Genomic DNA, 19,919 nt, shown 5'->3' with positions numbered 1-19,919 from the left:
ATAGCCCAAGACCGGGCACAATGCCATTCCGCGCGCGTAGGGCTGTTTCAGGCTTCAGGCACATGCTCGTCCAGCTCCTTTAGCCATAATGTTGCATTGCCATCGGAGGGGGCGCGCCAGTCCCCACGGGGGGAGAGGCTGCCTCCGGCCATGACCTTGGGACCATTGGGCATGGCCGAGCGTTTGAACTGGCTGGTGGTAAAAAAGCGGAACATAAAAACTTTCAGCCATTTACGGATGACAGCCAGCGAATAGCTTTTGCGGTCTTGCGGCAAAAAGCCCGGCGGCCATGCGCCCTGTTCCGCATTTTGCCAGACCTGTTCGGCCATAAAGGCTATGCGGGCAGGGCCAAAACCGTGGCGCAGTACGTGGTAAAGGGTGAAGTCATGCAGTGCATAGGGGCCAATTGTGTCCTCCGTGCTCTGGCTGCTTCCTTCTGCCGCCGGGATCAACTCGGGCGAAATTTCGGTTGCCAGCACGGTGCCAAGTACGGAGCAGACCTCGGCAGGGAAGTGGCCCGAGGCAATGCACCAGCGGATAAGGTGCTGGATAAGGGTTTTGGGCAGACCTGCATTTACATTGTAATGGGCCATCTGGTCGCCCACACCGTAAGTGCACCACCCCAGCGCCAGCTCCGACAGGTCGCCCGTACCAATAACAATGCTGTTGTGCTGGTTGGCCAGACGGAACAGAAAGTCCGTACGGAGTCCGGCCTGTACATTTTCAAACGTAATGTCATGCACAGGCTCGCCACTGGCAAAAGGGTGCCCAATGGTCTGGAGCATAAGGCTGGCGGCTGGGCGGATATCCAGTGTTTCACGCTGGATGCCCAAGTGTTCCATCAGGGCGTTGGCGCTGGCCAGTGTCTGCCCCGTAGTGCCAAAACCGGGCATGGTGTAACCCCGAATAGCTGTTCTGGGCCACCCCAGTTCATCCGCTGTGCGTACGGCCACCAACAGCGCATGTGTGGAGTCCAGCCCGCCTGATACGCCAATAACCATGCCCGCAGCCTTGCAGCTTTTAAGGCGTTGTTTGAGAGCCGAGACCTGAATGGCAAAGGCCTCAAAACAGTCCTGTTCCAGCTTTGCGGGGTCTGCTGGCACAAAGGGAAAACGGGAGAGGGGGCGCAGCAGGCCAAGGTCTGTTGCCGGAGGGGCAAGCTCAAAGCTGATGGAGCGCCATGCCCGGTCCTGCGCGCCGGTCATGGCGGCACAGTCTGCAAATGTGCCCATTTGCAGGCGTTCGTGGCGGAGTAGCGTTAGGTCAACATCCGCAACAACGGCGCGTGGGCCAGCGGGGAAGCGGTCACTTTTGGCTAACAGGGCACCATTTTCAAAAATGGCGGTCTGCCCGTCCCATGCCAGATCGGTCGTGGACTCGCCTTCTCCCGCCGCAGCATACAGGTAGGCGGCGACACACCGGGCGGATTGGGAGAGGCAGAGCAGGGTGCGGGTTCGCGCTTTGCCGACAGTAATATCGCTAGCGGACAGGTTGGCCAGCACGGTGGCCCCCGCCATGGCCTGTGCGGCGGAGGGCGGAGTGGGCACCCACATATCCTCGCAGATTTCGATCCCCAGACAAAAGCCGGGAACGTCCTGCGCGGTAAACAGCAGGTCCACGCCAAAAGGCACGGTCTGCCCCCCTAGCGCCATGGTCTGCCCACGAATGGCGGCACCAGCGGCAAAATGCCGCCCTTCGTAAAATTCACGATAGCTGGGCAGATAGCTCTTGGGCACAACACCCAGAATGCGGCCCCGGTGGAGCACAACGGCGCAATTATACAGGCTATTCCCGTGGCGGAGGGGAGCGCCCACCACCACTACAGGCAGCAGGTCCTCCGTAGCGCGTGCCAGATCGGCCAGAGTGGTTTCCACGGCATGGAGGAGCGCGCTTTGGTGGAGCAGGTCCTCAATCGAATAGCCGCTTAGCCCCAGTTCGGGAAAAACACATAACCCAACGCCCTGTTGTGCACAGGTCCGGGTGGCGGCCAGAATCTGGTCCATATTGGCTTTGGGGTCAGCAAGGGTGACGGGCACCGTGCAGGCTGCCACGCGCACAAATCCCTGATGGTACAGAGATCGGAATAAGGACGTGGTCACGGCTTTCCTTCCTTGCTGCCGGGAACGTGCTTCTGTTTAGCAGGCGGGTAAACCGGCCGCCAAGGGCTGGTAAAGGGCCGCATTATGACAGGTGCGTGCAGGGGTATGAAAAAAAAGCGGCTTTTTTGCATTTTCCCTCTTGCGCGATTGAGCAGACCCCCATAAAAGGAGCCCATCTGATGCGGGCGTAGCTCAGGGGTAGAGCACAACCTTGCCAAGGTTGGGGTCGTGGGTTCGAATCCCATCGCCCGCTCCAGATTTTCCAATGGAAATTTGGTCGGTTGATGAATGTATCATACATTCGTCTTTCCGCGTCAGTCATAACCCTTTGTCTGGTTATGCAGCGTGCGTGTGCGCACTTTTCTTCCTCATGATGTTCTGCTGTGCAAGGCCACGGTTTTCTGTTGTGCTCTGCGCGGAAGTGAGGGGGCACGAACAAGAAAATACGGGTTAATTAAATATATTTTTAATACCTATTCTGGTTCTCCCTATGGGGAGACCGAGCGTGTTCGGATTAAGTGGTACGGGCATTTCCATAAAAAGTTTATAAACTCATCCTGTATTATAAATATGGTTATTAAAACGTAAGATATGATCTGCATTTATAGAGAATAGAGAGCATTATTTTTCTATTCGGAATAGAAACGATGTGGCGGATTAAACGTTTATGCAAATCCTCACATATATCGGCTCTGCTGGCCTGTGTAATAACGCGGTATAACCCTGTATCTCCAATAGGATAGAGGGTATGGATGCCAGTCGGTTTGGTGCTTTCATAGCGGGTAGGCCGGTTGTGGAGGGGTGTGTCTGTAAAGACACAGATTCCGTTTTTGCTGTTCTCATCGGCAGGAATCGAAAAAAGATATATTTTTTATGTTGGTAATTTGTAAAAAATGTGACTACAAGCCGTAAAGCCTTTTAGGCGTATCCGTTCAATAATTGTCATGTACAAAATTCTGTCTGAAAGGGAGCCAGTAACTCTATGAGCAAGGCCTTTATTGCAGCAGTGATCCAGGATTCGATCAACTGCACAGGGGTTGCCGCCAATCAGGCAGCGAATGACCTTATTGACGCCATTGTGGTTGAACTCAAGCGTGAGGGTGGGTTTACCCTGCCGTCTTTTGGTACGTTCACGGTTCGCAAAACAAAAGCCCGTAAGGCGCTTAACCCGCGCACGGGTGAGCCGGTCAAGGTCAAGGCTGGTAAAACGGTTCGTTTTAAAGCCAGCCCCAATCTTAAAAAAGCTGTCTGAGGTAAGACCTCTTCTGCCATTTTCTGGTGGAATGATTGTAAAAGCCGCACCGATTTTTTTTCGGGGCGGCTTTTTTATTGTCCGGGTTAGCGCGTCTCGGTTGTAATATCTTCCAGCTTGTCCAGTTTGCGCAGGCCGGGGAACAGGCCCATCCACACACCAGTTATAACCAGCGTGCCAAGGCCACCCAGCACAACAGCGGGCACAGGCCCCATGACAGCGGCCAACATGCCACTTTCAAATTCTCCCAACTGGTTGGACGACCCGATAAACAGCATATTCACGGCAGATACGCGGCCCCGCATTTCGTCCGGGGTGCCAAGCTGCACCAGTGCGCCCCGCACCATAACGCTAATAACGTCCGCTCCGCCCAGAATGGCCAGCATGAGTACGGATAACACCGTGGAGTGGGAAAAGCCGAACAGAATGGTGGCAACGCCAAAAATGGCCACAGAGGCAAACATCCATCGCCCAGCATGGCGGCCCAGCGGGTGGCGGGCGAGCACGGTGGCAACAACCAACGCGCCAATGGCGGGGGCCGCACGTAAAAGGCCAAGCCCCCATGGCCCGGCATGTAGAATGTCAGTGGCAAAAATGGGCAGCATGGCTGTAGCGCCGCCCAAGAGCACGGCAAACAGGTCAAGCGAGATTGCGCCCAGCATGGTTGGTTTCCGCCGCAAAAAGGCTATGCCACCAAAAATGGCCGCCAGTGTTGCACGCTGGCGGGGGCGGGCTGGGTTGGTCATAACCATAGACCATGTCGCCAGTGCGGCTATGGCAAAACTGACTGCGCAGGTTGTGTAACAGACCCCGGCTCCCAGACCGTACAGCACTCCACCAAGCGATGGCCCGGCAATACTTGCGACCTGAAACAGGGAAGAAGAAAGTGCTGTTGCACGCGGGAACAGGGCGGGAGGCACAAGGGAGGGCAGAAATGTTTGCTGGGCAGGCATTTCAAACGCCTTGCAGGTGCCAAACACGACAACCAGCCCGTAAATCATACTGGCAGTTAGTTGGTGCGTAAAAGAGGCGTAAGCCATAAACGCCGCCGCCAGTAGTTCTATGCTCTGGCAGATGACCACAATGCGCTGGCGGTTGTGCTGGTCTGCCGCATGTCCCCCAATAAAAATGAACGCAACCATGGGCAAAAACTGCGCAAGTCCCACAAACCCAAGGGCGGCCGCACTATGAGTGAGGGCATAAATCTGCCAGCCAACAGCAACGGCCTGCACCTGCCCGGCAAAGGCGGAAAGAGCACGCGCCCCAATGGCGGCAGGCAACCCGGGTTGACGCAGGAGGGAGGGAGAAGGGGCAGGGTCAGGCATGGGAACGTTGAATGATATCCAAAAGACAGACTGATTTGAGGCGCGATGAGAGCAAAATGCTGATGGTATGGCTACGTATGGAGCGCATCAAAACCGCGTAGAGGTAAAAAATAGCACCAATATGGTCTGATTTTTGCATGGCGTAGCTGCCGTAATGGCCAAAACAGGCCATTGCCCTGCAATGCTCAGGAGCAGAGGGAGGCTGTTACCCGATGGAAAGAAAAGGGGAAAACAGGTTCTGGCTGGGGCGGGAGGATTCGAACCTCCGCATGGCGGAATCAAAATCCGCTGCCTTACCGCTTGGCTACGCCCCAATGGCCTGAACTGCCTGCGCCTCTTTTAAGCCAAACAGGGTACAGTCGTAAAGGCCGGTTATTAGGAAATTAGAGGTCCTGTGCCGATATTCTGGGGGCAGCAAAGCCTGCGTCCATGTCTGCCACGTCGTCCAGATCTGCCAGCCCGTCCTGCGTAGCGGCCTCATCTGTATTGGTGGGGAACAATCCAAACCGGCCTGCCTTGTCCAATGCCTGATCTAGGGCGGCCATGGTGCTGCCCATATCCGGGCTTTCGTCCTTTTCCCAGACCCGCAGGGTGTGCGTCCAAACGGCAACAAGCATGTTAACATGCACAAAGCCCCGTATGCCGTTGGCATTAATTCCAGCGGCATCGGCCATCCAGCGCATACTTTCCACAGTAGCGCCCCCCAGCATAATGGTCAGAGCGGGGTCGAATGGCAGGCTACGAAAGACGGACTGAAGACCGCCGCGGTACTGCTGGAACACATCCAGCCTGCGCATCAGAAGGTCAAACAGGCGTTCGCGCACGGCGCCACAAATCATGTCATCCGCCAGCGCCACATCATCGGCCATGCGGCCAAGGCGGAGCAGGATGCTGGCCTTGAGAGGAAAACGGCGCCGGGCCTCGGGTAGAGGCAGCCCTGCCTGACGGGCCGCAGCCAGCACGGTAACGGAGGCCCAGCCCCGCTCTTCCGCCAGAGTTAGGGCAGCCGAGACAAGGGCTGTGTCAAAGTCGTCATTATCCATATCAAAGACCTGTCGCATAAGCAGTCAAAAGCAGGGCAGGCATTGCGCCTGAAAAAGCAAGGTGGGGTGGCAAAGCCTAGCTGGCCAGCTCCTTGGCGCGGTGCACGGCGGCGGCAATGGCTGCGGAGGTTGTGGCTGGCCAAGCTTGGGGGGCCATCATGATCTTAAGAGCTTCTGCCGTGGTGCCGCCGGGGCTGGTAACATTGCGGCGTAGCTCATCCGCATCGGTTGGCAGGGTGTGCAGCATACAGCCTGCGCCATACAGGGTGCCGCGGGCCAGCTTGCGGGCAACGTCTGCGGGTAGACCCTGCTCTACCCCGGCTTTTTCCAACAGTTCAGCCATTAGAAAAACATAGGCTGGACCACTGCCGGAAATGGCAGCAACGGAGTCGATCAGCCCTTCCTCTTCCACCCAGACGGTTTCCCCCACAGCTTTAAGCAGGGCATCACAATGGGCTTTTTGCGGAGCTGTTGCGTTGGGCGGGGCATATAGGCCGCTCATACCAGCGCCCAGTGCGCAGGGCGTGTTGGGCATGGAACGGATAATGACCGGGCAGGCCTTCGGGTTGGCTTGCAGGTAGACCTCATGCAGGCTGGCAATGGTGCGCCCCGCCATGACGGAAAGCAGGGTTGCCTGCCCGTAACGCTGGGCCAGTTCGGCCAGCACAGGGTTGGCCTTTTGCGGTTTGACCGCAACAATAATGACATCGGGCGTAAAATCGGCCGGAACATCCTGTATGGACCGCACAACCCGGTGGGGGGCGGGCAGGTCGGCCATATGGCGGTCAATAACAACGGAGGGGGCCAGACCAGCCTTTAGCCAGCCTTCCAGCATTGCGCCGCCCATTTTGCCACATCCGACAAGCAGAATGGAGGAAGGGGGGAAAGGTCAGTCATGTTCATGCTTCTCCATGACAATCCAGCATGGCCGAGGCCAGCGCATCCGCAGCACTTAGGCCGCCGGTAAGGAAAAAGCGCAAGGCCGGGTAAAAACGCTCACACTCGGTCAGGGCAATGTCGATCATGTCTTCAAAAATGTCGGTGGCGTTTTCCATGCCCCGCAGCAGCAGGGCGTGGCGGAACAGCAGAACGCCGTCTTCCGTATCCACACTAAAGTGGCCGACCCACACCTGCTCATTGGCCAGACCGATCAGCTCATACAGAGCCACGCGCATGTCCGGGCTTACGCGCAGGTCAAAGGCGCAGGTGAACAGTATGGTGCCCAACTCTGCCGACCACGAAAAAAATAATCCGTAGTCGCACCATCTGGCGGGGGCTTCCGCCGCCATTTCGGTTGGGGTGCAGCGGTCAAAGGTCCAGCCATGCCCGCCAATAACCTGTTCCATCAGGTCCAGCGGGTTGGTGGGGGGTACGGTAGAACCGGTTGTCAGGGCTGGCATGGCGTGACTCCCGTGCCTGCGGTCAAAAAACAAAAGCGGGACTGTAGGCGACCGTTCAGGCCTTAATGTGCGCTGTTATGGTGGCCACCGGTTACGTGCTGTTCCAGCGCTTCTACCCGTGCTTCCAGTTCCCTCAGGCGGCGTTCGGCATTTTCCTGACCAATACGGGCCTGCGCCGCCAACTCACGCATGACTTCAAATTCTTCGCGACGGACAACCTGCAGGCTGGTCAGCACCTCGTCCACACGGCTGCGGACAATGGCGTTCATTTCTTCACGCACTCCGGTCAGTGCGGATACGGCACCTCCGGCAACACCTGCAAGATCATCAAAAAAGCGCGGTTTGTCAGCCATGCGGGGGTCTCCAATCAATCCGTTACGAGCCGCCAACAGCCTGCTGCTGTCTGGCATAGCGCTCTTATGGTCCCGACTTTATAAAGAATAAAGGCGCAGCCGGACAGGGGCCAGACGAGGGTTTCCGTTTTTGCGCGCCAGTTTATCCTTTTGGCGCACATGTGGCTTTCGCTCACGCTCCATTGACCGGCTAGGGTCGCGTTCCCATTATTAAAGGTAACATGTTGAAAAAACGGTGCCGGGCGCAAACACATACAGGCCCGACAGGCACGGTGATATGGAGACGGAATTTAATGACTACAGGTTTGGCGGAGGCTTTTTACAAACCCCGCCTGAACGCCCGGTCCGGGGTAATGGCTGGGCGAGGGCGGCGTATGGCGCGGCCCGGTGTCGGTAACAGGATGGGGGAAGGGACGGCTGCATGAGTGAGCGCGATCCATATTCAGTATTGGGTATTTCCAAAACAGCCAGTCAGGACGATATCCGCAAGGCCTATCGCAAACTGGCAAAAAAATACCACCCGGACCTGAATCCGGGGGACAAAAAAGCCGAGGAAGAATTCAAGGCTCTCAATCAGGCCAACGATCTGCTGTCCGACGCGGATAAACGCGCCCGCTTTGACCGGGGTGAGATTGATGCCTCCGGGCAGGAGCGCCATCCCGGATTTGGAGCAGGCGGCTTTGGTGGCGGTGGGTTTGGCGGCGCTGGCGGGTTCCGCCCCGGCGGCCCGGGCATGGGCGGTTTTCAGGAAGAAGACCTGAGCGACCTGTTCGGCAGCATGTTTGGTGGCGGTGGGCGCGCGCGCCGTGCCGGGCCGCGCAAAGGGGCGGACCGGTCCTTCTCGCTCAATGTCAGTTTTCTGGATGCTGTTAACGGGGCCACATCGCGCGTGAACCTGCCCGATGGCGCCACGCTGGATGTGCGCATTCCGCCCGGTATGGAGGATGGCAAAGTCCTGCGTCTGCGCGGCAAGGGGATGCCCGGTGTACAGGGTGGTCCGCCGGGTGATGCGCTGATTACGGTCACCGTTTTGCCAGATGCGACCTTCACGCGTGAAGGGGATGACCTGCGGGAAACGCTGCCGGTAGATTTGAAAACGGCAGTGCTGGGTGGCCCCATTATGGTGCCCACGCCAACAGGTACGGTCAAAATGAACGTGCCTGCCGGGTCCGATACCGGCACCGTGCTGCGCCTGCGCGGCAAAGGTGTGCAGGCACACGGCAGTAAGGAAGCTGGCAACCTTTACGTTCGGCTGGAAGTCAAGGTTGGCAAGCCCGATGCGGCTTTAGAGGCTTTCCTCAAGGGTTGGACGCCCGAAGTCGCTAACGGGTAAAGCGCTGTTCCTCCCATACGCCACCGGTGCGGATGGGAGGAAAAACCCGGCGCAATGGCTGCTCAGGGGTCGTTACGGTACAGGGGAACTTCCACCTTGTGCCCATTGGTATTGGTAATCAGAATTTTTCCGGCATTGGGTGAGACCAGAGTCATGGTCATGGTTGTGTCATGCTCTGTTCCGGACCAGACGGAGCCGCTTTTTCGGCTCAGGCTAAACCGGCTTTCTCCAATGTTCACGGCGTAGATTTCGGGCACTGTCACCAGCAGTCTGGCTGCCGGGCCAAGTGCCTTGTTGCCAGCAACCGTAAAGGGCGGCACTTCGGCCCGCACGGTCCATGTGCCCATAAAGGTGGCGGTGGGGAAGTTGGTCTGGATCTGGGTGGAGGTCTCGGCAGATGGTGTTGTATGTGGCGCGGCCATTGCCGGAACTGCGGCCAGCCCCAGTAAGGCGGAAAAAAGAGAAAGATGTTTCATGTCTGCTTCCGTCGTAAAAAATCCTGTCTGGCCTATGTGGCGCGTTTGCGCGGGTGTCGTCCAGTGCTGGCAGCGAGAGGCTGGTGCCTGAATTGCTTGACGAAAAACCATGACAGGACCAAAAAAACAGTACCTTTTTCAGCCTGCATGAAAACCACGTGGAGAACAGCATCATGAGTGAGCAGGAAACACAAGGCGGTGTTGACGGAACTGCTCCTCTGCACGCTGAGCAGACGACGCAGGCTGATGCAGTAGCCGATGCGGCCAGCCAGACCAGCGCGAGCGTTCATTCACAAACGCATGAGGCGCTGGCGGAGCCGGTGCACGTGCTGCCCGCTACCCCGCCAGACAAGCCTGCGCCGGTCCAGCACCCTGTGGCCCCACCCGCAGCACGCGGGGATGGTATGTCTCTGAAGGAATTTGCCCAGATGGCGGGGGCGCTGGCCTTTGTGCTCTGTTTTGTCGCACTGGGGCTGCACGCCATTTATTACGCCGGGTATTAAGGCTTTGGCCGGTGGTTGCTCGGCCGACCTATTCGTGGCGGAGGGTAACCACCAGCACATCCCGGTAAGCGGGACGGTCCGGATCGACCGGCTGAACAGGGGTTACGCCGTGGTAAACCCTGTTGTCATTCACAACAGCCGTGTCCAGCGGGTCAGTCAGGGTAAAGCTGCCGACCTGCCTGTGGCTGAGGTCATGAATGGATGTCTCGCCCCGCGCTACGTTTTCCCGCCGGACCATGACAACAAACACCCAGTCCACACCGTCACGGTGTAGCCCTTCGGGGGTTGGGCATCCGTCCGTATCCGGCCGCGCTTCAATACGGAACTGGTGGATTTCCGTATGCCATGCGTTTGGCCTGCGTTCGGCAGGTGTCATGTCCGTAGCCACACGGAAGGCCAGATGTAGGATGGCCATAAGGGCGGGATGGTCGCCAATGGTGGGAAGAACAGGTTTGAACCAGCGTTCTATCCCTCCATTCAGGGTGTTGTAGTCTCGGCTCTGGTAGTGGGGCTGGTGCGGTTTGCGCGTTATCCCCCCTTCCGTCAGCGAGAAGGTGGCATAACGCCTGCGCCGGTAACGCCCGCCATCCGCCATGTAGCGGTCCACGCCCAGATCGTTCCAGCTTGCCGCAAACGCATCCCATCCGAGCAGACCATAGCTTTCCAGCACGGTCCGCATGGCCTTGGCCTGTAAAAAGGCAAAGCCTTCCTGCTCCAGCGGCCCTTCCATGGTCTGGATAATCGTGTCTGCAAGGGGCGCCGGAGAGGTGTGTTCGGACATGCAATGGGTCTCTTATTCGTGGGCCGGAGGCTGGGGAGCCTGCGGTTTGGCTGCGGGTTGTGGCTGCTGTGCAGGCTGGGCGGCAGGTGGTGCCAGAGCCGCATCGTCCTGCGGTCCGGCGGGCATGGCGTCCAGCGCCATATGGATGGGCACATTTGGCGGCGTGGTGGAGTAGCTGGTGGGTGTGTAGAACTTGACTCCCGCAGCAGCCATGCGCAGGGCAATGCGGCGGTAAAACTCGCGCTGGACCTTCCACTTCATCATCGGAGCGGTTTTGATGATACCAACCAGCACTGCGCCGTTCCCATCAGAGCTGTCCACGCCCAGATCGGTATAGTCAGAGAAGATCATGGGGCGGAAGGCTTCTTCCTTGCGCATATCCTCAATGGTTTTTTGCATGATCTTGACGACCTTGCCCGTGTCTTCGCTCAGATCCAGCGTCTGACGCACGATAATCTGGTTAAAGCCGCGCGCTGTGTTGGCGATGGAGGTCACGGAGGAGAACGGAATAATATGGAGGTCCCCATCAAATGACCGGACACGCAGGGTACGGATGGAGAGATGCTCCACCGTACCGGCAATGCCTCCCGTAGTCACCCAGTCCCCGACCTGAATGGCGTCTTCCGCCAGCATGAAAAAGCCGGTGATCACGTCTTTGACCAGACTTTGCGAACCAAAGGACAGGCCAACACCCAGAATACCAGCACCGGTCAGCAGTGGTGTCACGTTAATCCCGATCTGGGAGAGGGTAGTAACCGCCACGAAGATGATGATGACAGTCAGCAGCACCGTGCGAATAATGGGCAGCACGGTGCGGAGCCTTGCAGCCCGCGCCTCCTGCGCGCTGGCTGAATAGCGCGAGATCTGCTTGTTCAGAATACTGTTAACGGTCTCCCACGCAACGGCGGCAATGGTCATGCCTACCAGCAGGCAGGCAGCCGCGCCAACCAGCCGCAGCCCAAGGGCGGAGTGGAGGAAGAAGTCAAAGGTGGGAATGCTCCAGCTTTGAGCAACGCAGATTGCGGTGGTCAGGATAATGGCAAGAGTCATGATCTTGCGCACATACGGGTAGTAAAAATCTGCCCGCTTCTGCAGGTCCGGGTACTGCGCCTGCAAATCTGGCCCAACACGGAACAGACGGTCCTGCAAACCATAGAGCAGTAGCGCCATGATGCGGGACACGACCAGACACAGGAAGGTCAGCAGCGTGCCGTGCAGAATCCACTGGTAGCCGCCTTTAAGGTGAGCCGCCCAGACAAACCAGAGCGCCATGTCCAGAAACATGACAGGCACCCACCACAGGCGTGCCAGCGTGCCAGCAAATGCCCACAGCGCATTCTTGCGCAAACCCGGAGACGGCTGGAGCGCCCGGCCCACAATATGGCGGATACGCCAGATGAAGGCGGCAATAATCAGGTGCTGGACCAGCACCACGCCGCGCATCATGGCCTCCACACCCTGCGTGGCCAGATCAAACTCACGGCCAAGAATGGACAGGCAGATTACAATGGAAGGGGCTGCCACCAGCACGTTCCACCACCGCGTTAGCAGGCGGGCGGTATCATCCGGCATGGGAACAAGGCGGATGGCTGGGGAGCGGGGCACCAGAATGGTCTCAACAACCAAATACAGGCAGCGGGCAATGGCATAGGCGTTGACCAGTGTCAGCGCGACCGTGCGGGCCTGATCGGTGGATGTCAGGAACTCCGCGCCAAGGTAGCCAAGCAGCAGGCAGACAGCCACGGGCAGCAGCTTGAGCAGGAAGTGCATGGCATTGTAGGGCACACGAATAAGGTAACGCAGCACCTCGTTCCCGCGGCGCTGGTCTGTCTCACGCGTTTGGGTTGTGTCGGCCTCTGTTGCGGTGTCAGGGGCAGGGGCTGCCGCATCTACCTGCGTGTCAATTTCCTGATTCTGACTGGCGGTCTGACGTGCTTCGCGCGCTTCGGCCATTTTTTTAACGGCGGTCAGGGGCTTGCGCAGGCCAATGCTGGTTGCGCGTTCCGCCGCCAGTGCCAGCGCAATAATCAGCAGGGCGCGACCAAAGGAATCCAACAGGGACTGGCGTGATGCAGGGTCCTGAATTTCGTGGCGGAACCATTTGCCAACAGTGCCCAGATCCGTGAACAGACTGGTAAAGTTGTTGACGTATTCTGTGGCCGTATTGCCCAGATCATCCAGTTCCGAGTGGACGGAATTGTCGATGACGGCAGGCGTTGCTGAGTTGGCCGCAGGAGCTTTGGCAGGTGCGCTGGGGGCTGGGGGCAGCCCCTTGGCCATGAGCGAGAGCGTTTTTGTAAATTCGTCGCGTTTTTGCGGGTCATTCAGCACATTCAGCAGTTGCTGGGCATCCTGCTGGTTCAGACCGTTCGCCTGTACGGGGGCTGGTGTATCAGCAAAGGCAGATGTGTGGGGAAGAAGTCCCAAACCTAGTAAAAATAAAAGACAGCTTTTGACTATCCAGGAAAAAAAGAAATACCGGTCCCGTCTGTGTGCAGTCATTCCCTGCCTTGTCCTTTGCTGAACGCTCTGGGTTTTGCGCTATACGCCTGATGTTGCCATCAGGGTAGGAGGCAATTCTGGCCGTATCAAGACCAACAACCGGTTCAACTGTTATACAGGCAGGCAGGTTTGCTTAGTTATGCGGTGGGAAAGGGACAATCTGCGCTGGTTTTGTGTGCCGTAGCACCAGTGTGCCTGCAATCATGTCATGCAGGGCTTGCTTGCGCTGCGTGAACGCCACCATCAGCACCCCTATGTAAAGGAGCGGGAAGGACAAGCAGGCTTTGATAACAAACCGAAGCAGTGCGCGCAGATGAGAAATCTGCTCCCCCTTGAGCGTGACAACTTCCAATCGGCACAGCCGTTTGCCCGGCGTTGCTCGGTAGGAGGAGGCCTCGAACAGCACACAGTACAGCATGGGCAGCAGGGTCAGAACAATGCCAAACGTATGCCACTCCGACCCGGCATGAAGATGCGGGATGAGAATAGAGGCCGGGGTTGCATGGGGTAGCGACGTTGTGGCGATGTTGACCACATCCACTGTCTGGCTGGAACCATCGGGGATGGGAAGCTCCTCCCATTCCACATTGATTTTGGGACCTAAAAACAGACTGAGAATGCCCTCCGCCGTGCTGAGGATGAAGGCATCAATCAAAAACGCCCAGACCCGCCACCAAAAACCCGCGTAAACCCAAACACTGGGTTGCGGTAAGCCCCATGCGGCAGGGTCCTCAGGCAAGGGTTGCGGGGCGGCACCCCAGCCGGGTGGTGGCGTAATGGTGGGCATGGTCATAGCTCCCTGGTGTGCCGCGGGCAGGCAGATGATCGGTAAAAACGGAACACTCAGCTACGGTATGAGCCGTTAATGTCGATGTAGCCGTGTGTCAGGTCACAACTCCATGCGCGGGCCTTGCCGTTGCCTAGCCCTAGGTCCACCGCAATATCAATTTCCTGCCCCTTCATGTGGGCAACCACGGGTGTTTCGTCATACCCTTCGGTTACGGTCCCATCACGGGCAATGCAGACACCACCAATAGACACACTCAGCGTATCCCGGTCCGCTGGTTCACCGCATTTGCCAACAGCCATGACAACGCGGCCCCAGTTGGCATCTTCCCCCGCAACGGCGGTTTTAACCAGCGGAGAGTTGCCAATGGCCATGGCCACACGCCATGCGGACTCATCCGACACGGCACCGCTGACCGTAATGGTCATAAGCTTGGTTGCACCCTCTCCATCTCGAATGACCAGCAGGGCCAGTTCGCGCAGCAGGTCGTTCAGTGCGGTGCGGAAGTCAGCCAGAGCCGGGTCGTTCAGGGCATCTGCCGTGTCGGACACGGGGGCATTCCCCGCAGCACCCGTAGCAAACAGCAGAACCATGTCCGACGTGGATGTGTCTGAATCAACCGTGATGCAGTTGAAGGTTTGTTTAACACCCGCGCTCAACAGTGTTTGCAGAACAGAGGCGGGCAGGGCTGCATCCGTTGCCACAAAGGAGAGCATGGTGGCCATATCCGGCGCGACCATGCCGCTGCCCTTGGCCATGCCCTGAATAACCACATCGGTGCCATTGATCTGCGTTTTGCGGATGGCGGCCTTGGGGAAGGTGTCCGTGGTCATAATGCCGCGTGCGGCGGCCTCCCACCCAGTTTCGGACAGGGCGGCGTGCAGTGCGGGCAGGGCAGAGGTAATGCGCTCGGCTGGCAGGATTTCACCAATCACGCCGGTGGAGGCCAGATAGACCGCATCGGGTGTGCATCCGGCCACTTCGGCGGCGGCTTGTGCCGTGGCCTCGCATGTCTGGCGGCCTGCGCGACCGGTGAACACGTTTGCGTTACCAGCATTAACCACCAGTGCGCGGGCCTGCCCGGTGGGCAGAATGGCGCGGCACCAGTCCACCGGCGCGCCGGGGCATTTGGACTTGGTAAACACACCGGCAACCGTGGTGCCGGGCGCAAATTCGGCAAGGACCAGATCCGTCCGGCCCTTGTAGCGAATACCTGCCGCAATGGCGCCAAGCCTTACCCCGCGAACAATGCCAAGCTCAGGCATTGGCTGGGCAAGGGGAGAAACGGGGAGAGACTGCGCCATCTGGCGGTATCCTTGGTATTGAGGTCAGGCCCGGACCATACGGGTATGGCCGGGCCTGTTATCGGTTGGAGTGTGTTTTACTTTTTGGGTGCGGCAGCGCCAGCAGCGGGGGCATCTGGCAGCGGCTTGCCCGTGGTGGGGTCAAAGCGGACAATCTTTACGCCAGATGCGGCTTTTTCCACGGCTTCGCGCACATATTTCTGGATGAGGGCCTGACGGATCTTGTCACGCACTGCGTCCAGCGTGGGGGTCGGGTCGGTGCGTGTGTCCAGCACCTGAATAACGTGGAAGCCATACTGGCTCTGCACCGGCTTAGAGCTGATTTCGCCCTTCTTCATGGAGAAAGCGGCATCGGAGAAGGCGGGGATCATGTCACCCTTTTTGAACCAACCAAGGTCGCCACCGTTCTGTGCGGCGCTGCCCTTGTCGGTCGAGACTTCGGCTGCCAGCTTGCCAAAGTCCGCGCCAGCCTTCAGCTTTTTGATAACGTCGTTGGCTTCGGCTTCGGTCTTGACCAGAATATGACGAGCGTGAACTTCCTGCTCGGCCGGTTTGCCCACGTAGTTTTCGTTATAATACTGCTTGATGGACTCATCGGACAGGTGGGGCATCACCTGCTGGGACAGCCACGCATTCTGGAGCGCGTTGTCGGATGCCGTCTGCATCAGCTTCTGGGTGTCAGGCTTTTTGTCCAGCCCTTCCTTCTGCGCAGCAATCAGAATGGCCTTCTGGTCTGCCAGCTGGTTGACCAGCATGGGGTAGATCAGGGTCGGGGGGAGCTGGCGCATCTGCGGTGGCATGGTGCCCATGGCGTTCTGCACATCGGCAACGGTGATTTTCTCACCATTAACGGTGGCGACAACCGTGTTCGGGTCCGAGGGCGTAGCAGGCGCTGTGGAGGCCGCCGGTGCCGGAGCCGCCGCAAAAGAGGGAGCACACAGCATGGAGGAACCGAGCAGGGCAGTAGCTGCCAACCCGAACGCGTAGGGAATAAACCGCATAGGACAAAACCTTAAAGTCGGTAAAAAACAGTTCGATATGTATGAAGGAGGCTACCCGCCCCGGCAACCCCTGTTTCGTTCGTATATGGCGGCCCGGCGGTAAGCTTGGTTGACCGAACCCCTGCCCGGTCCTATTTTGCAGGGCAAGCCACGCAAAATGCCTGTGTCTTTCACCCTGTCCCGCTCCATTTTTGCGGGATGATGCAGGGCGGGGGGCAGGGCTGCACTGTTCTGGAAAGGTGTTCATGCTTTCTCGCTTCGTCCGCGCCCTGTTCGGCACAGCCAATGACCGGACGCTCAAGGCATTCCAGCGCCGTGTGTCGGAAATTAACGCCCTGGAGCCGCAGATGCAGGCTCTGGATGATGCTGCTTTGGCAGCCAAAACCGTAGAGTTCAGGGATAGGCTGGCCAAAGGCGCCACCCTTGACGACCTGCTGCCCGAGGCTTTTGCCGTCACGCGTGAGGCATCGCGCCGTGTGCTGGGTATGCGCCACTTTGACGTGCAGCTTATTGGCGGCATGGTCCTGCATTCCGGCCGCATTGCGGAAATGCGCACGGGTGAGGGCAAAACGCTAGTGGCAACACTGGCTGTGTATCTGAGCGCCCTTTCTGGCAAAGGTGTGCATGTGGTCACGGTCAATGACTATCTTGCATCGCGCGATGCGGCGGAAATGGGGCAGCTCTATACTTTTCTGGGGCTGACCACCGGCGTTATCGTGCCCAACATGCCTGATGAGCAGCGCCGTCAGGCATATGCCGCGGACATTACCTACGGCACGAACAACGAGTTCGGGTTCGACTACCTGCGTGACAACATGAAGTACCAGCTGAACGAAATGGTTCAGCGGCCCTTCCACCACGCTATTGTGGATGAGGTGGACTCCATCCTGATTGATGAGGCGCGGACACCCCTCATCATTTCCGGTCCGGCGGAAGACAGTTCCGACCTGTACCGTGCGGTGGACAGTGTTGTGGCCCAGCTGGTGCAGGACCCGGCGACTTACGAAAAAGACGAAAAATTCCGCACCGTCATTCTGACCGATGCAGGCTCCGACACGGTCGAACACCTGCTGCGGGAGGCCGGCGTGCTGGATGAGGGTGGGCTGTATGACCTGCACCACGTCGCCGTAGTGCACCATGTGCAGCAGTCTCTGCGGGCCCACACCCTGTTCTCGCGTGATGTGGATTACATCGTGCGTGACGGCAAGGTTGTGATTATTGATGAATTTACCGGCCGCATGATGGAAGGCCGCCGGTATTCCGATGGCCTGCATCAGGCGCTCGAAGCCAAGGAACATGTGGAAGTCCAGCAGGAAAACCAGACGCTGGCCTCCATTACCTTTCAGAACTTCTTCCGTCTGTATCCCCGTCTTTCGGGCATGACCGGCACCGCCATGACGGAAGCCGACGAATTTGCCGAAATCTATAATCTGGACGTTGTGGCCATCCCCACCAACCGCCCGGTGGCCCGTAAGGATGAAGACGACGAAATTTATCTTACAGAGGGCGAAAAATTTGCCGCTGTCGTCAAGCTCATCCGCGAGGTGCATCAGCGCCAGCAGCCTATTCTGGTTGGCACCACCTCGATTGAGAAGAGCGAGGCCCTGTCCGCTCTGCTCAAGCGGGAGGGTATTCCTCACCATGTGCTGAACGCCCGCTTCCATGAGATGGAAGCCAAGATTGTGGCGCAGGCCGGTGCTCCGGGGGCCATTACCATTGCCACTAACATGGCTGGCCGTGGCACGGACATCAAACTGGGCGGCAATGTGGAAATGCTGATCGCCCAGCAGCTTGGCGATATGGAAGACACGCCCGAACGGGCCGCGGCTGAGCAGGAAATCCGTGACCGCGTAACGCGTGACCACGCCATTGTGCGCGAGGCAGGCGGCCTGTACGTGATCGGCACCGAACGGCACGAAAGCCGACGGATCGACAACCAGTTGCGCGGCCGCGCTGGACGTCAGGGTGATCCGGGCAACTCCAAATTCTTCATCTCGCTTCAGGATGATCTGATGCGGATCTTTGGGTCCGACCGTATGAGCGGTATGTTCCAGAAGATGGGGATGCAGGAAGGCGAGGCCATTGTTCATCCGTGGCTGAGCAAGGCGCTGGAACGGGCGCAGAAAAAGGTCGAAGCCCGCAACTTCGACATGCGCAAGAACACGCTCAAATATGATGACGTGATGAACGACCAGCGTAAGGAAGTTTACGCCCAGCGGCGTGAATTCATGGCGCTGGATGATGTGTCCAGCACTGTGGCCGACGCGCAGGATGATGTTATCGATACGCTGGTGGCCCGCCATATCCCCGAAAAATCCTTTGCCGAGCAGTGGGATGTTGAGGGGCTGACCCAGCAGGTCCACAAGGTGTTCGGTCTTGACCTGCCGATTGCCGACTGGGCGCGTGAAGATGGGATGGACGCAGAGAGCGTGGCCGACCGGATTAGCCAGGCCGTTACCCAGTCTCAGGCCGCACGGGCCGCCAATATTGGCCCCGACCTGATGCGGTTTATTGAAAAGCAGATCCTGCTCACAACCTACGATGCGGTGTGGAAAGAACACCTGCACGCGCTTGACCAGCTCCGTCAGGGCATTGGCCTGCGCGCGTATGGGCAGAAAGATCCGCTGAACGAATACAAGCATGAAGCCTTCCAGCTCTTTACCTTCATGCTTGAGGAAATGCGTCAGCGTGTTGCATCGCTGATGGCGCATGTGGAGGTTTCGCCTCCGCCGATGGAAGACCCGTTTGCAGATACGGCGGCCATTCATGCCGACCCGGAAGTTGCAGGGTATGCCTCAGAACCGGGCACCGGGCTTACGCCGGGTGCTGCGCCGGAAATGGCCGCGCCCATCGGCGGCAGCGCCATTATGCCGGATGATCCGTCCAGCTGGGGAGAAACCCCCCGCAACGCACCCTGCCCATGCGGATCGGGTAAAAAATACAAGCATTGCCACGGGCAGCTAGGCTGAATACGGCCCGCCCGATGGCAGGACAGGTAAGGTAAGGAATATGGCTGGTCATTCCCAGTTCAAGAACATCATGCACCGCAAGGGTGCGCAGGACGCCAAGCGCGCCAAGCAGTTTGGCAAGATCATTCGTGAGCTGACCGTGGCCACACGGTCCGGCCTGCCCGACCCCAGCGCTAACCCCCGTTTGCGTGCTGCTATTGTGGCTGCGCGTGACGTGAACATGCCCAAGGACACCATTGAGCGTGCGATCAAAAAGGCATCGGGTGGCGCTGGTGGCGATGACTACGTGGAAATGCGCTACGAGGGCTACGGCCCCGCAGGTGTGGCGGTTATTGTGGAAGCCCTGACGGACAACCGCAACCGCACCGCGTCTGAAGTGCGGGCAGCATTTTCCAAATGCGGTGGCTCCATGGGGGAAACCAATTCCGTCTCCTTCATGTTCCGCAGGCTTGGCGTCATTACCTATCCTGCATCCGTTGCATCTGAAGATGATATGCTGGAAGCGGCTATTGAGGCCGGGGCCGAAAACGTGGTTTCCACCGAAGCCGGGCACGAGATCACGTGCGAGGTCGAATCCTTCTTTGCAGTCAAGGATGCGCTGGAAGCCCGGTTTGGTGAGGCCGAAAGTGGCAAGCTGGACTGGCGTCCCGAAAACACCGTGACGCTGGATGAGGAAAAGGCCCGCAGCCTGTTCAAGTTCCTTGATGTTCTGGAAGACAATGATGACGTCCAGAACGTTTATGCCAACTTTGACCTGCCGGATGATCTGGCGGAAAAACTGTCGGCCTGAT

Annotated in this window: 18 protein-coding genes and 2 tRNA genes; 7 read left to right on the top strand and 13 right to left on the bottom strand. The window is 58.3% G+C overall.

The window, feature by feature from the left end; translation table 11 throughout:
- Positions 1 to 47: 47 nt before the first annotated feature.
- A complete protein-coding gene (locus AGA_RS01835) occupies positions 48 to 2,099 on the bottom strand; it encodes an NAD(+) synthase (RefSeq protein WP_059022740.1) in 2,052 nt (683 codons plus the stop codon).
- 181 nt (positions 2,100 to 2,280) lie between these two features.
- Here AGA_RS01835 and AGA_RS01825 point away from each other — a divergent pair.
- Positions 2,281 to 2,355, top strand: a tRNA-Gly gene (locus tag AGA_RS01825).
- Positions 2,356 to 3,081: 726 nt separating this feature from the next.
- Positions 3,082 to 3,351 (top strand): HU family DNA-binding protein, encoded by a 270-nt coding sequence (locus AGA_RS01820; RefSeq protein ID WP_025826862.1) that lies wholly within the window; start codon positions 3,082 to 3,084, stop codon positions 3,349 to 3,351.
- Between the two features lie 86 nt (positions 3,352 to 3,437).
- Here AGA_RS01820 and AGA_RS01815 read toward each other — a convergent pair whose 3' ends face one another.
- The 6 genes from AGA_RS01815 to AGA_RS01785 all read right to left on the bottom strand — a co-directional run bounded on the left by AGA_RS01815 (position 3,438) and on the right by AGA_RS01785 (position 7,472).
- Positions 3,438 to 4,676 carry an MFS transporter gene (locus tag AGA_RS01815; RefSeq protein ID WP_059022738.1) on the bottom strand — a complete coding sequence of 413 codons (1,239 nt, stop codon included), beginning with the start codon at positions 4,674 to 4,676 and terminating at the stop codon, positions 3,438 to 3,440.
- Between the two features lie 239 nt (positions 4,677 to 4,915).
- Positions 4,916 to 4,990, bottom strand: a tRNA-Gln gene (locus AGA_RS01805).
- 69 nt (positions 4,991 to 5,059) lie between these two features.
- On the bottom strand, positions 5,060 to 5,719 hold the full coding sequence (locus AGA_RS01800) for a hypothetical protein (protein WP_059024583.1): 660 nt from the start codon (positions 5,717 to 5,719) through the stop codon (positions 5,060 to 5,062).
- A 76-nt stretch (positions 5,720 to 5,795) separates the two neighbouring features.
- Positions 5,796 to 6,590: a pyrroline-5-carboxylate reductase gene (proC, locus tag AGA_RS01795; protein WP_408735969.1), complete on the bottom strand. Its 795-nt coding sequence runs from the start codon at positions 6,588 to 6,590 to the stop codon at positions 5,796 to 5,798.
- Positions 6,591 to 6,618: 28 nt separating this feature from the next.
- Positions 6,619 to 7,119, bottom strand: coding sequence for a type III secretion system chaperone family protein (locus tag AGA_RS01790; protein WP_059022735.1), 501 nt, complete (start codon positions 7,117 to 7,119; stop codon positions 6,619 to 6,621).
- 62 nt (positions 7,120 to 7,181) lie between these two features.
- The gene (locus AGA_RS01785; protein WP_059024582.1) at positions 7,182 to 7,472 is read right to left on the bottom strand and encodes an accessory factor UbiK family protein; all 291 of its coding nucleotides are present in this window, start codon (positions 7,470 to 7,472) and stop codon (positions 7,182 to 7,184) included.
- A 293-nt stretch (positions 7,473 to 7,765) separates the two neighbouring features.
- Here AGA_RS01785 and AGA_RS14300 point away from each other — a divergent pair, with 293 nt between their 5' ends.
- Both AGA_RS14300 and AGA_RS01780 read left to right on the top strand, forming a co-directional pair.
- Entirely contained in the window at positions 7,766 to 7,897 is a 132-nt protein-coding gene (locus tag AGA_RS14300) for a hypothetical protein (protein WP_264811737.1), read from the top strand.
- A complete protein-coding gene (locus AGA_RS01780; RefSeq protein WP_059022734.1) occupies positions 7,894 to 8,805 on the top strand; it encodes a DnaJ C-terminal domain-containing protein in 912 nt (303 codons plus the stop codon). Before AGA_RS14300 ends, AGA_RS01780 begins: the two co-directional genes overlap by 4 nt.
- Before the next feature lie 62 nt (positions 8,806 to 8,867).
- On the opposite strand, the gene AGA_RS01775 is transcribed toward AGA_RS01780, so the two are convergent.
- Complete coding sequence (locus AGA_RS01775; protein WP_059022733.1) at positions 8,868 to 9,281, bottom strand: hypothetical protein; 414 nt, start codon at positions 9,279 to 9,281, stop codon at positions 8,868 to 8,870.
- A gap of 173 nt (positions 9,282 to 9,454) precedes the next feature.
- On the opposite strand from AGA_RS01775, the gene AGA_RS01770 reads away from it, so the two are divergent.
- A complete protein-coding gene (locus AGA_RS01770) occupies positions 9,455 to 9,784 on the top strand; it encodes a hypothetical protein (RefSeq protein WP_059022732.1) in 330 nt (109 codons plus the stop codon).
- Between the two features lie 28 nt (positions 9,785 to 9,812).
- Here AGA_RS01770 and AGA_RS01765 read toward each other — a convergent pair whose 3' ends face one another.
- The 5 genes from AGA_RS01765 to AGA_RS01745 all read right to left on the bottom strand — a co-directional run bounded on the left by AGA_RS01765 (position 9,813) and on the right by AGA_RS01745 (position 16,159).
- Positions 9,813 to 10,565 (bottom strand): 2OG-Fe dioxygenase family protein, encoded by a 753-nt coding sequence (locus tag AGA_RS01765; RefSeq protein ID WP_059022731.1) that lies wholly within the window; start codon positions 10,563 to 10,565, stop codon positions 9,813 to 9,815.
- Between the two features lie 12 nt (positions 10,566 to 10,577).
- Positions 10,578 to 13,067, bottom strand: a complete 2,490-nt coding sequence (locus AGA_RS01760) for a mechanosensitive ion channel domain-containing protein (RefSeq protein WP_059022730.1) — start codon at positions 13,065 to 13,067, stop codon at positions 10,578 to 10,580.
- A gap of 133 nt (positions 13,068 to 13,200) precedes the next feature.
- Positions 13,201 to 13,854 carry an RDD family protein gene (locus AGA_RS01755; RefSeq protein WP_083503654.1) on the bottom strand — a complete coding sequence of 218 codons (654 nt, stop codon included), beginning with the start codon at positions 13,852 to 13,854 and terminating at the stop codon, positions 13,201 to 13,203.
- A 56-nt stretch (positions 13,855 to 13,910) separates the two neighbouring features.
- Complete coding sequence (argJ, locus tag AGA_RS01750; RefSeq protein WP_059022729.1) at positions 13,911 to 15,158, bottom strand: bifunctional glutamate N-acetyltransferase/amino-acid acetyltransferase ArgJ; 1,248 nt, start codon at positions 15,156 to 15,158, stop codon at positions 13,911 to 13,913.
- 77 nt (positions 15,159 to 15,235) lie between these two features.
- A complete protein-coding gene (locus tag AGA_RS01745; protein ID WP_059022728.1) occupies positions 15,236 to 16,159 on the bottom strand; it encodes a peptidylprolyl isomerase in 924 nt (307 codons plus the stop codon).
- A gap of 245 nt (positions 16,160 to 16,404) precedes the next feature.
- Here AGA_RS01745 and secA point away from each other — a divergent pair, with 245 nt between their 5' ends.
- Positions 16,405 to 19,128 carry a preprotein translocase subunit SecA gene (gene secA, locus AGA_RS01740; protein WP_059022727.1) on the top strand — a complete coding sequence of 908 codons (2,724 nt, stop codon included), beginning with the start codon at positions 16,405 to 16,407 and terminating at the stop codon, positions 19,126 to 19,128.
- Between the two features lie 40 nt (positions 19,129 to 19,168).
- Positions 19,169 to 19,918 carry a YebC/PmpR family DNA-binding transcriptional regulator gene (locus AGA_RS01735; protein WP_059022726.1) on the top strand — a complete coding sequence of 250 codons (750 nt, stop codon included), beginning with the start codon at positions 19,169 to 19,171 and terminating at the stop codon, positions 19,916 to 19,918.
- The last annotated feature ends 1 nt before the right edge of the window (position 19,919 follow it).

Origin of the sequence: Acetobacter ghanensis (genome assembly GCF_001499675.1) — a bacterium.
Classification (GTDB): domain Bacteria; phylum Pseudomonadota; class Alphaproteobacteria; order Acetobacterales; family Acetobacteraceae; genus Acetobacter; species Acetobacter ghanensis.
Note: the sequence above shows the minus strand (reverse complement) of the source record. Positions and strands in the feature narration are given on the sequence as shown.

What these genes read in the sequence shown, in the direction of transcription:
- AGA_RS01780 (WP_059022734.1), top strand. Translation starts at nt 7,894, where the DNA reads ATGAGTGAGCGCGATCCATATTCAGTATTGGGTATTTCCAAAACAGCC.
- AGA_RS01765 (WP_059022731.1), bottom strand. Translation starts at nt 10,565, where the DNA reads ATGTCCGAACACACCTCTCCGGCGCCCCTTGCAGACACGATTATCCAG.
- AGA_RS01775 (WP_059022733.1), bottom strand. Translation starts at nt 9,281, where the DNA reads ATGAAACATCTTTCTCTTTTTTCCGCCTTACTGGGGCTGGCCGCAGTT.
- AGA_RS01820 (WP_025826862.1), top strand. Translation starts at nt 3,082, where the DNA reads ATGAGCAAGGCCTTTATTGCAGCAGTGATCCAGGATTCGATCAACTGC.
- AGA_RS01790 (WP_059022735.1), bottom strand. Translation starts at nt 7,119, where the DNA reads ATGCCAGCCCTGACAACCGGTTCTACCGTACCCCCCACCAACCCGCTG.
- AGA_RS01770 (WP_059022732.1), top strand. Translation starts at nt 9,455, where the DNA reads ATGAGTGAGCAGGAAACACAAGGCGGTGTTGACGGAACTGCTCCTCTG.
- AGA_RS14300 (WP_264811737.1), top strand. Translation starts at nt 7,766, where the DNA reads ATGACTACAGGTTTGGCGGAGGCTTTTTACAAACCCCGCCTGAACGCC.
- AGA_RS01815 (WP_059022738.1), bottom strand. Translation starts at nt 4,676, where the DNA reads ATGCCTGACCCTGCCCCTTCTCCCTCCCTCCTGCGTCAACCCGGGTTG.
- argJ (WP_059022729.1), bottom strand. Translation starts at nt 15,158, where the DNA reads ATGGCGCAGTCTCTCCCCGTTTCTCCCCTTGCCCAGCCAATGCCTGAG.
- AGA_RS01800 (WP_059024583.1), bottom strand. Translation starts at nt 5,719, where the DNA reads ATGGATAATGACGACTTTGACACAGCCCTTGTCTCGGCTGCCCTAACT.
- AGA_RS01760 (WP_059022730.1), bottom strand. Translation starts at nt 13,067, where the DNA reads ATGACTGCACACAGACGGGACCGGTATTTCTTTTTTTCCTGGATAGTC.
- secA (WP_059022727.1), top strand. Translation starts at nt 16,405, where the DNA reads ATGCTTTCTCGCTTCGTCCGCGCCCTGTTCGGCACAGCCAATGACCGG.
- AGA_RS01745 (WP_059022728.1), bottom strand. Translation starts at nt 16,159, where the DNA reads ATGCGGTTTATTCCCTACGCGTTCGGGTTGGCAGCTACTGCCCTGCTC.
- AGA_RS01785 (WP_059024582.1), bottom strand. Translation starts at nt 7,472, where the DNA reads ATGGCTGACAAACCGCGCTTTTTTGATGATCTTGCAGGTGTTGCCGGA.
- AGA_RS01735 (WP_059022726.1), top strand. Translation starts at nt 19,169, where the DNA reads ATGGCTGGTCATTCCCAGTTCAAGAACATCATGCACCGCAAGGGTGCG.
- AGA_RS01755 (WP_083503654.1), bottom strand. Translation starts at nt 13,854, where the DNA reads ATGCCCACCATTACGCCACCACCCGGCTGGGGTGCCGCCCCGCAACCC.